Here is a 10257-nt window from a genome sequence, read left to right on the forward strand (position 1 = left end):
GTTGGGATGGGGTGGAGGATGGCGGGATGGGACGGGCAACTGATCGACGCGGCGTACTCCGGATCGACCTCGACGCGGCGACCGCCGGCCGCGGGTCGGTCCGCCGACCGGACACCCTCGCCGTGGAGGAGCCGCTGGAGATCCGGGTCGGCGCGGCCGGTCCCGGCCGACGACAGCCGCTCGCCGTCACCATGCGCACCCCCGGCGACGACCTGGACCTGGCCATCGGATTCCTGCTGACGGAAGGGCTGATCCGGTCGACCGACGACGTGCTGACCGCACAGCTCTGTGCCGGCGCGGAGACGCCCAACACGTACAACGTGGTGGACGTGGTGCTCGCCCCCGGCGTACCGGAACCGACCACCGACCCGTCCCGGAACTTCTACACGACCAGCTCCTGCGGGGTCTGCGGCAAGGCCAGCATTGACGCGGTACGCACCCGGTCACTCTTCCCGGTGGCGGCGGATCCGCTCACCGTGCCGGCCACGCTGCTCACGGAACTGCCGGACCGGTTGCGCGCCGCCCAGCGCGGCTTCGATCGGACCGGCGGGCTGCACGCGGCGGGCTTGTTCACCCCCGATGGTGAGCTGGTGGTGCTCCGGGAGGACGTGGGAAGGCACAACGCCGTGGACAAGGTGATCGGCTGGGCCGTGCGGGAACGCCGGCTGCCGCTCGCCGGGCACCTGCTGCTGGTCTCCGGACGGGCCAGCTTCGAGCTGACCCAGAAGGCGTGGATGGCCGGGTTGCCGCTGCTGGCCGCGGTGTCCGCCCCGAGTACCCTCGCCGCCGAACTGGCCGACGAGGCGGGGATGACACTTGTCGGCTTCCTGCGCGGGCGAACCATGAACGTCTACACCGGGGCGCACCGGATCACGGTGGAGCAGCCAGCCTGACGCGGTCCTGCTCGCCGAGGCGGCCTGTCAGCGACCGATCTGGTCGATCAGGTCGAACAGGCCCAGCCGTGCGGCGGCGTCGCGGGCGATCAGGAAACCGGCGATGCCGAGGATCCAGCCCAATGCGCTGCCCGCCTTCGTGACGATCCAGGTGTTCAGGCGGGCCAGCACCGGCTCGACCAGTCGCGGGCGGGCCACCCTGGCACCCAGCAGCAACACCGCCGGCAGCACCATGACCAGGCAGTAGCCGGTGAGCAGACCCAGCACGCCCGCCGCTCCCACTCCCGACGTGGCCAACAGACCCACCGCGCCGAGGTACGGCAGCATGGTCGCCACCTCGGCGAGCGCCGCGAGCAGCGCGAGCCCGAACAACCAGCGGGGCGAGGAATCTCCGGCGGTGGCCCGGTCCCGCCACCGCAACACACCACCGGTACGGGGACGCCTCTTACCGTCATAGCGGAAGCTGAGCACCAGCATGCCGACGCCCAGGACGAGTTGGGCCCAGAGGACACCCCGGTTGTCCAGGGCGCCGTCCAGCGCGCCGCCCAGCGTGCTGCCGCCCCAGACCAGCAGCAGCCCCACCGCGAGGTAGAACACCGCGATGGTGGCGAGGTAACCCAGAATCCGCCGGACGTTGACCGGCCCGGGGGTGAGCAGCAACCAGACCGGGATGAAGAGGGTGCCGATGCTGGTGCTGTCGATCAACGCCAGCCCGGCCAGCGACAGCAGCAACTCGGGGGTCATGTCGTACCAACGCGGCGAACGGTCACGAGATCATTCTCCGGCGGTGGTGAGGCGGTCGCGTCGGCCTTGGACAGGAGCAACGCGTACATCCTTCGACGGAGGCGTTGCTCGGGTTAGCTGATACCGGGGTGTCCCGGTGGCGGGGATACCCCCGAGTTCTGTGAAGCGGAGTCGAGGCACCGCTCGTCGACGGCGACGCGGCCTTGTCGCACGTCAGGCCAGCTCGAGGATGCTCCAGTTGGTGGGCAGCATCCTCGCCGCCGCCTTGGGTTGCACTGTCGCGTAGTGCGCCTCGTGGGTGAGTGCCGCACGGACGGCATGGCCGACCGAGATGTCTCCATCCACGGCGCGGGCCAACGTGCCGGTGTCTCGCACGTCCTCGGCGTCAAGCGGCAGCAGGCGGATCATCGGGGCAGTCATCATCAGGGCCAGCAGCGCGGCATCGATCTCGTCAGCCACGCTCGCGAAAGCGACAGCCAGGCAGGTAGCGGGGATGGCCACCTGCCGCCCCTCGTCGGCGACCTCCAGCATCAACTCCCCCACCGAGGCGTTGCCCTCGATGTAGGCCGTCCACGCCGCCGCGTCGAACACGACCGCGATCTGATCGCTCATTCGGCGCGTCCCAGCATCCGACGCCCCTCGGCAAGAGCGTCCGCCGGAATGGGCGTCGCCAGGCCTGGTAGCACCCGCAGTATTACCGCGCGGACGGCGCGGCCGGTCAGCGGCGGCCACGTCGGCTCCGTTTGCGGGGGCGGATGACTCCGGGCATCCCGACCGACGGCCAGCCGTCCAGCTCGGCCGGGGGTACGCCGCGCCGGAGCAGGTCGTCCAGCAGCAGGGCGAGCGAGTAGTCGGGGTGCAGGCTGAGCGTGCGTTCGAGCGCGACCGCCGCCAACGCGCCCTGTCCCGCACGCCAGGCGGCGAATGCCAGCAGCGCGCCCGGAGCGGCGGCCACCTCCGGCTCGGCACGGCGCAGCACGTCGGTCCAGAGCGCGATGTCCCGGTCACGACCGTCGGTGCGTTCCCACGCGTGATCGCGGACCGGCAGGTGGGTCATCAGCAGGGCCAGCCAGGCCACCTCGTCGTCGTCGAGCCGTTCGCCACGCCGCTGCCGGCGCTGAGCCTCGCGGACCGCCGCCACCCCGGCGGAGCGCAGCGCCCGAGCGCCGAGCAGATCGCTCTCGGGCGCCTGCTCGACCAGCTCGGCCAGTCTCAACTCGGCGCGGGCGGTGGCCGCGCGGGCCGCGTCCCGGGCCGGACCGTCCACCGGTGCCACCTGCGCCACCAGGGCGGCCCGGTCGGGGAGCGCGACCTGGCCGGCGAAGACCGCCGAGGCGGTCACCCGGTTGACGGTCGGGTCGTAGCGGCGACCCTCGGGCGGGCAGCAGTCGGGCTCGGTGCAGAGATAGGACCACCAGCGGCCGTCGGTGACCCGCAGCGCGTCGAGCACCTGCAGGCCGACGCCGCTCAGCGCATCGCGCACCGCGTCGACCGCCGGAGTGACCCGTTCGGGTTGCCCGTAACCCACCACGGTGGCCGCCTCCGCGCCCTGCCGGCGGATCACACCAGCCAGGTGCTCGGCCAACCCGCCCGGATCGGTCTGGTCGGGCAGGTCGGCGCGGGCGGCAAAAATGATCTGTCGGCCGACCAGCGCCACGGCGACCACGCTGTCGGTGGGGTGAAACCCGAGCAGGTACGGCACGGCGGCGATCAGGTCGGCGGGTGAGCGGACGGCGAGCTGAGGGCGTTCGGTCGAGGTCATGCCGGAAGCCTGCGATGAGGGCATCGAGCCCGGCCACCCCTGTGGACGACACGCGACTTATCCACAGTTACTTAGCGTGTTTTCCCTGCTCATGCCACACCTACGAGTGCGGAAAAAGTGCCGATGTCGTCGCGCGACACCTGGCTGTCGTAAGGAGCGGTTACCGTGCGCTGATGGACCTGGCGTACCTGCGCGCGCATCCGACGCACCTCCCGACCTTCCGGACCCATCAGCGGCTCCGGGAGACGCCGGTCGCCGGTGGAAACATCTGCGCCGCCGCCCGGCTCACCCTCGACGACGGCCACTCCGTGTTCGCGAAGTCCTGGCCGGAAGGCTCCGGCCGGCCGGTGCCGGAGGGCTTCTTCGCCGCCGAGGCCGCCGGCCTGCGCTGGCTGCGGGAGGCCGGCGCGGTCGCCGTACCCGAGGTGATCGTGGTGTTGCCGGAGCTGCTGGCGCTCGACTGGGTGGAGCCCGGCGAACCGACGCCGGAGGCCGCGGAGCGCTTCGGCCGGGAGCTGGCCGGGCTGCACCGGGCGGGCGCGACCGCCTTCGGTGCGGCCTGGCCCGGTTTCATCGGCGCGCTCGCACAGGACAACACCCTCACCGACGGGCGCTGGTCGACGTGGTTCGCCGAGCGACGCCTCACCCCCTACCTGCGACGCTCAGTCGACGGTGGCGCGTTGAGCAGCGCCGATGCCGCCCTGGTCGAGCAGGTGATCGGTCGCCTCGACGGGCTCGGCGGCGACGAGCCGCCCGCGCGCATCCACGGCGACCTGTGGCCGGGCAACGTGCTGTGGGGGGCCGACGACCGGGCCTGGCTGGTCGACCCGGCAGCGCACGGTGGGCACCGGGAAACGGATCTCGCCCAGCTCGCCCTCTTCGGCGGCATCCCCCACCTGGATCGGGTGCTGGCCGCCTATCAGGAGAGTTGGCCGCTACCGGACGGCTGGCGGGATCGCGTGCCGCTGCATCAGCTGCATCTGCTGCTGGTGCACACCGCGCTCTTCGGCGTCAGCTACCGAGATGAGGTCGTCCAGACCGCCCGTGCCGTCCTGAGCCGGGCCGAGCGCGCTACGGTCGACAGGTGAGCGCCGCCCCGGGGACCGATGGCGTCCTGGTCGACCGGTTTGGCCGCGTCGCCCGGGACCTGCGTGTGTCCCTCACCGACAAGTGCAACCTGCGCTGCACCTACTGCATGCCGGCAGAAGGGCTGCCCTGGCTGGCCGGCCCCGAGTTGCTGACCAACGAGGAGATCGTCCGGCTGGTCCGGGTGGCTGTCGAGTTGCTCGGCGTGACCGAGGTGCGGTTCACCGGCGGCGAGCCGCTGATCCGACCCGGGCTGGTCGAGATCGTGACGGCCGTCGCCGCCCTCCAACCCCGCCCCCGGGTCTCGCTGACCACCAACGGCATCGGCCTGGACCGGCTGGCTCCGGCGTTGCGGGCGGCCGGCCTGGATCGGGTGAACGTCTCACTGGACACCCTGGACCCGGACCGGTTCACCACGCTCACCCGCCGCCCCCGCCTCGACGCGGTGCTGGCCGGGCTGGCCGGGGCGGCGGCCGCCGGGCTCAATCCCGTGAAGATCAATTCAGTGCTGATGCGAGGTGTCAACGAGGACGAGGCGCCAGCCCTGCTCCGCTTCGCCCTCGACCACGACTACCAGCTTCGGATCATCGAGCAGATGCCACTGGACGCCCAGCACGGTTGGGCCCGCGACACCATGGTCACCGCCGAGGAGATCCTGGCGTCCCTGCGTACCACCTTCGATCTCAGCCCCGACCCGGCCGAGCGCGGCGCGGCACCGGCGGAGACCTGGCTGGTCGACGGCGGCCCCGCCAAGGTCGGTGTGATCGCCAGCGTCACCCGCCCCTTCTGCGGGGACTGCGACCGCACCCGACTGACCGCCGACGGCCAGGTCCGCGCCTGCCTCTTCGCCACCGAGGAGTCGGACCTGCGCGCCGCGCTCCGCACCGGGGCGGACGACGACGAGCTGGCCCGGCGCTGGCGTACCGCGATGTGGGGCAAGCGCGCCGGGCACGGCATCGACGACCCCACCTTCCTCCAGCCCACCCGCCCGATGTCCGCGATCGGGGGCTGAGCGTGGAGGGGACACCGCTGACCGTCCGCTACTTCGCGGGCGCTCGCGCCGCCGCCGGCCGCGCCGAGGAGGCCATCCCCGTCGGGCGGTCACTCGACGATCTCACGGCCGAGCTGACCCAGCGCCACGGCGACCGTCTCGCTGGGGTGCTGCGGGTGGCGAGTTTTCTCGTGAACGGCGTCACCTGTCATGATCGTCAGGCACCCCTACCGGCCGGGGCCACGATCGATGTCCTGCCCCCGTTCGCGGGCGGCTGAGGGAGGCGCACACATGATGGCAGTTCTGGGGTTCGTGGCTGTCCTGGCGCTGGTCACCGGCCTCATCCACCTCTACCTGTGGAAGCGACTCGTTCGGGACACCACCGCGCCGGGCCGCTGGCGACGGATCGGCGGGGTCGCCGCCCTGGTGCTGGCCCTGCTCGTGCCGGTCACCCTCGCCGGGACGCAGGCCGGGCTCTACTGGCTCGCCTGGCCGGGTTACCTGTGGCTCGCGCTGATGTTCTACCTGCTGGTCGTGCTGATCGTGCTGGAAGTTCCGATGCTGGTCACCCGGCTGGTGCAGCGCCGCCGGGTGGTCGCCGCGGAGCCGAGCACCGCCGCGCCCGAGCCGGTGCTGGTCGGTGCCGCCGGGCCGACCGAGCCGCCGGCCGCCGACGCCGTCGCGGCACCAAACCACGACCCGTCCCGTCGGTTGCTGCTGGCCCGTGGGGCGGCCATCTTCGCCGGCCTCACCGCCACCGGCATCACGGGGTACGGCGTCCGCACCGCCCTCGGCCCGCCCCACCTCGACCGGGTGCAGATCCCGCTCGCCAAACTCCCCCGCAGCATGGACGGTCTGCGCATCGCCACCGTCTCCGACATCCACCTCGGCCCGCTGCGCGGCCGGGCACACACCGAGCGCATCGTCGCCGCGATCAACCGGCTCGACGCCGACCTGGTGGCGGTCGTCGGTGACCTGGTCGACGGCTCCGTCGCCGAGCTCGGCTCGGCCGCCGCGCCGCTGCGCGACCTGCGCTCCCGCTACGGCAACTTCTTCGTCACCGGCAACCACGAGTACTACTCCGGCGTTGAGGAGTGGGTCCAGGAGGTCGACCGGCTCGGTCTGCGGGTGCTGCAGAACCGGCGGCAGGAGATCCAGGCCCGGGGCGGTGTGCTCGACCTGGCTGGCGTGAACGACCTCACCGGGGCGGGCACCGGCCTCGCCGCCGGACCGGACTTCGCCGCCGCCCTCGGTGACCGCGACCCGAGCCGGCCCGTGGTCCTGCTCGCGCACCAGCCGCTGGCGGCCAAGGAGGCGGCCCGCTACGGCGTCGACCTGCAACTGTCCGGGCACACCCACGGCGGGCAGATGGTGCCGTTCAACCTGGCCGTCCGGTTGGAGCAGCCGGTGGTCAGCGGGCTCGGTGAGGTCGACGGCACCAAGGTCTACGTGACCAACGGCGCCGGTTTCTGGGGTCCGCCGGTCCGGGTCGGCGCCGAGCCGCAGATCAGTCTGGTCGAGTTGCGCTCGGCATAGCGGACGTCACGTCCGCGCGTGGCGGCGGGTGGCCGGCGCGGCGGGCGTGACAGGATGCGGCGTGCCCCCGTTCAGCGCCGTACCCCCCGGTGGCCTATCGCCATTCGTCGCGGACCTGCACATCCACTCGAAATACTCGCGCGCGTGCAGCCGTGACCTCACACTGCCGAACCTCGCGTGGTGGGCCCGACGTAAGGGCATCGGCCTGCTCGGCACCGGCGACTTCACCCACCCCGCCTGGTACGACCACCTGGTTGAGACGCTGCGCCCGGCCGAGCCGGGGCTCTACCGGCTCGCCCCGGAGGCGGAGCGGGACATCGCCCGCCGGCTGCCACCCCGACTCGCCGGGACGGCGGAGGCGGACCCGGTCCGGTTCATGCTGAGCGTGGAGATATCCACCATCTACAAGCGGGACGACCGGACCCGCAAGGTGCACCACCTGATCTACCTGCCTGATCTGGACGCGGTGGCCCGGTTCAACACCGCGCTCGGCCGGATCGGCAACCTCGGCTCCGACGGCCGGCCGATCCTCGGACTCGACTCCCGCGACCTGCTGGAGATCACCCTGGAGGCCAGCCCCGACGGCTACCTGGTGCCGGCGCACATCTGGACTCCATGGTTCTCCGCGTTGGGCTCGAAATCCGGCTTCGACGCTATCGCGGACTGCTACGCCGACCTGGCCGAACACATCTTCGCCGTGGAGACCGGGCTCTCCTCCGACCCCGCGATGAACTGGCGCGTCGGCAGCCTGGACGGCTACCAACTGGTGTCGAACTCGGACGCGCACTCACCACCGGCTCTCGGCCGGGAGGCGACGGTGCTGACCACCGAACGGGACTACTTCGCCGTTCGGGAGGCACTGCGTACCGGTGACGGCCTGGCCGGCACTATCGAGTTCTTTCCGGAGGAGGGCAAGTACCACGCGGACGGGCACCGGCTGTGTGGGGTCAACTGGTCTCCGGAGCGCACCCGGGCCGCCGACGGCCGCTGCCCTGAGTGCGGCAAACCGCTCACCGTGGGTGTCCTCAGCCGGATCGAGGAGTTGGCCGACCGCCCGGCCGGGCACCGGCCGGCGCACGCCCGGGACGTCACCCACCTGGTGCCGCTGGCCGAGATCCTGGGCGAGATCAACAAGGTGGGTGCCCGGTCGAAGAAGGTCGAGGGGCGGTTCAACGAGTTGCTGGCCGCACTCGGCCCCGAGCTGGAGATCCTGACCACGACGCCGTTGGCCGACATCGAGCAGGCCGGTGGTGAGCTGCTCGCGGAGGGCATCGGGCGGTTGCGACGCGGCGACGTCCGCCGGGTGCCCGGCTACGACGGCGAGTACGGCGTGATCACCCTCTTCGACCCGGCCGAGTTGGGCGCACAGGAGACGCTGTTCGACGTACCGGTGCCGGCGCAGCGACGGCCCTCGGAGCCGGCTCCCCGGGTCGCGGCAAAGCGTCCGGCGGCGGCGAAGTCGGAGCCGAAGCGTAAGCCGGCCCCGACGCCCGCGCCGCCGATCGCGTCACCGCCGTCTCCGCACGAACCGTTCGAACCGATGCTCTCCGGCATGGAGGAGGTCGGCACCGGCCTGCTGGACCGACTGGACGCCATGCAGCGGGTGGCCGCCTCCGCCCCCGGTGGCCCGCTGCTCATCGTGGCCGGTCCGGGCACCGGCAAGACCAGGACGCTCACCCACCGGATCGCGTACCTCTGCGCGGAGCTGAACGTCTTTCCCGAGCACTGCCTCGCGATCACGTTCACCCGCCGGGCCGCCGAGGAGCTGCGGCACCGCCTCGACGGCCTGCTCGGCCCGGTCGCCGAGGACGTCACGGTCGGCACGTTCCACGCGCTGGGGTTGGTGATCCTCCGGGAGAACGCCGACGCGGCGGGCCTCCCGGCCGACTTCCGGATCGCCGACGACGCCGAGCGGGCGGCAGCCCGCACCGAGGCCGGCGACGACAGTGCCGCCTACGCGTCGCTGCTGCGCAAGCAGGACCTGGTCGACCTGGACGAGCTGGTGACCCTGCCGGTGGAGCTGCTGCGGGCCGACCGGAAGTTGGTCGAACGGTACCGGGACCGCTGGCGGTGGATCTTCGTCGACGAGTACCAGGACGTCGACGAGGTGCAGTACGAGCTGCTGCGACTGCTCAGCCCCGCCGACGGCAACCTCTGCGCGATCGGCGACCCGGACCAGGCGATCTACTCGTTCCGGGGCGCCGACGTCGGCTACTTCCTGCGCTTCTCCGAAGACTTCACCGACGCCCGACTGGTCCGGCTCAACCGCAACTACCGCTCGTCGGCGCCGATCCTGGCCGCCGCCGTGCAGGCCATCGCACCGTCCTCGCTGGTTCGGGGTCGACGACTGGACCCGGCCCGGCTCGATCCGGAGGCCCCGCTGGTCGGGCGCTACCCGGCGGCGTCCGTGGTCGAAGAGGCCGACTTCGTGGTGCGTACCGTCGACGACCTGGTCGGCGGGCTGTCGCACCGCTCGCTGGACTCGGGTCGCATCGACGGCCGGTCCACCTCGCTGTCGTTCTCCGACATCGCCGTGCTGTACCGCACCGACGCGCAGGCCGCCCCGATCGTGGACGCCCTGACCCGGGCCAACATCCCGGTGCAGAAGCGTTCCCACGATCGGCTGCGGGATCGGCCCGGGGTGACTGCCATCGCCCGCGAACTGCGGCACGCCGACGGTCTGGCCGGCTCGCTGGCCGCCCGGGTGCGGCTGGCCGGTCAGGTCGTCGCGGAGCGCTTCGCCGTGCCCACCCTGGACGGCGCGGGCGGCGCGGTCCGTCCCGAGGACGTCCGCTCGGCCGTGGACCTGCTGACTCCGCTGGCCCGACGCTGCGGCGACGACCTGGAAACCTTCCTGTCGCAGTTGGCCACCGGTGCCGAGGTGGACGCGCTCGACCCGCGTGCCGAGGCGGTCACGCTGCTCACCCTGCACGCCGCGAAGGGCCTGGAGTTTCCGGTGGTCTTCCTGGTCGGTGTCGAGGACGGGTTGCTGCCGCTGCGCTGGCCGGGCTCGACACCCGACGAGGACGCCGTCGCTGAGGAGCGCCGGCTCTTCTTCGTCGGCCTGACCCGCGCCCAGGACCGGCTGTACGTCAGTCACGCCGCCCGCCGCACCCGCCACGGCAGCGAGCGCGACTGCGTCCCCTCGCCGTTCCTCGGCACCATCGACCCCGGCCTCTTCGAACGCTTCGGCGAAGAAGAACCCCGCCGCCCCAAAGACCGCCAACTCCGCCTAATCTGACCCT

The 10257-nt window shown here is 72.1% G+C and carries 9 protein-coding genes; 6 read left to right on the forward strand and 3 right to left on the reverse strand.

What is annotated here, in order from left to right:
- The first annotated feature begins 26 nt into the window (after positions 1 to 26).
- Positions 27 to 893, forward strand: a complete 867-nt coding sequence (gene fdhD, locus DLJ59_RS09120) for a formate dehydrogenase accessory sulfurtransferase FdhD (RefSeq protein ID WP_124772065.1) — start codon at positions 27 to 29, stop codon at positions 891 to 893.
- Between the two features lie 27 nt (positions 894 to 920).
- Here fdhD and DLJ59_RS09125 read toward each other — a convergent pair whose 3' ends face one another.
- From DLJ59_RS09125 to DLJ59_RS09135, 3 genes are all read right to left on the reverse strand, one after another.
- Positions 921 to 1637 (reverse strand): GAP family protein, encoded by a 717-nt coding sequence (locus DLJ59_RS09125; protein ID WP_124772066.1) that lies wholly within the window; start codon positions 1635 to 1637, stop codon positions 921 to 923.
- A gap of 213 nt (positions 1638 to 1850) precedes the next feature.
- Complete coding sequence (locus tag DLJ59_RS09130) at positions 1851 to 2249, reverse strand: hypothetical protein (RefSeq protein ID WP_124772067.1); 399 nt, start codon at positions 2247 to 2249, stop codon at positions 1851 to 1853.
- A 106-nt stretch (positions 2250 to 2355) separates the two neighbouring features.
- Entirely contained in the window at positions 2356 to 3399 is a 1044-nt protein-coding gene (locus DLJ59_RS09135; protein WP_124772068.1) for a DUF4192 domain-containing protein, read from the reverse strand.
- A 173-nt stretch (positions 3400 to 3572) separates the two neighbouring features.
- Between DLJ59_RS09135 and DLJ59_RS09140 the strand changes: the two genes are divergently transcribed.
- The 5 genes from DLJ59_RS09140 (at position 3573) to DLJ59_RS09160 (ending at position 10253) form a co-directional block, all read left to right on the forward strand.
- The gene (locus DLJ59_RS09140; protein ID WP_124772069.1) at positions 3573 to 4487 is read left to right on the forward strand and encodes a fructosamine kinase family protein; all 915 of its coding nucleotides are present in this window, start codon (positions 3573 to 3575) and stop codon (positions 4485 to 4487) included.
- Positions 4484 to 5497: a GTP 3',8-cyclase MoaA gene (gene moaA / locus DLJ59_RS09145; protein WP_124772070.1), complete on the forward strand. Its 1014-nt coding sequence runs from the start codon at positions 4484 to 4486 to the stop codon at positions 5495 to 5497. Before DLJ59_RS09140 ends, moaA begins: the two co-directional genes overlap by 4 nt.
- A 2-nt stretch (positions 5498 to 5499) precedes the next feature.
- On the forward strand, positions 5500 to 5754 hold the full coding sequence (locus DLJ59_RS09150) for a MoaD/ThiS family protein (RefSeq protein ID WP_124772071.1): 255 nt from the start codon (positions 5500 to 5502) through the stop codon (positions 5752 to 5754).
- A 13-nt stretch (positions 5755 to 5767) separates the two neighbouring features.
- The gene (locus tag DLJ59_RS09155; protein ID WP_124772072.1) at positions 5768 to 7012 is read left to right on the forward strand and encodes a metallophosphoesterase; all 1245 of its coding nucleotides are present in this window, start codon (positions 5768 to 5770) and stop codon (positions 7010 to 7012) included.
- A gap of 61 nt (positions 7013 to 7073) precedes the next feature.
- Entirely contained in the window at positions 7074 to 10253 is a 3180-nt protein-coding gene (locus DLJ59_RS09160) for a UvrD-helicase domain-containing protein (RefSeq protein WP_124772073.1), read from the forward strand.
- The last annotated feature ends 4 nt before the right edge of the window (positions 10254 to 10257 follow it).

The organism is Micromonospora inaquosa (assembly GCF_003857055.1).
In the GTDB taxonomy this organism is placed as follows: domain Bacteria; phylum Actinomycetota; class Actinomycetes; order Mycobacteriales; family Micromonosporaceae; genus Micromonospora; species Micromonospora inaquosa.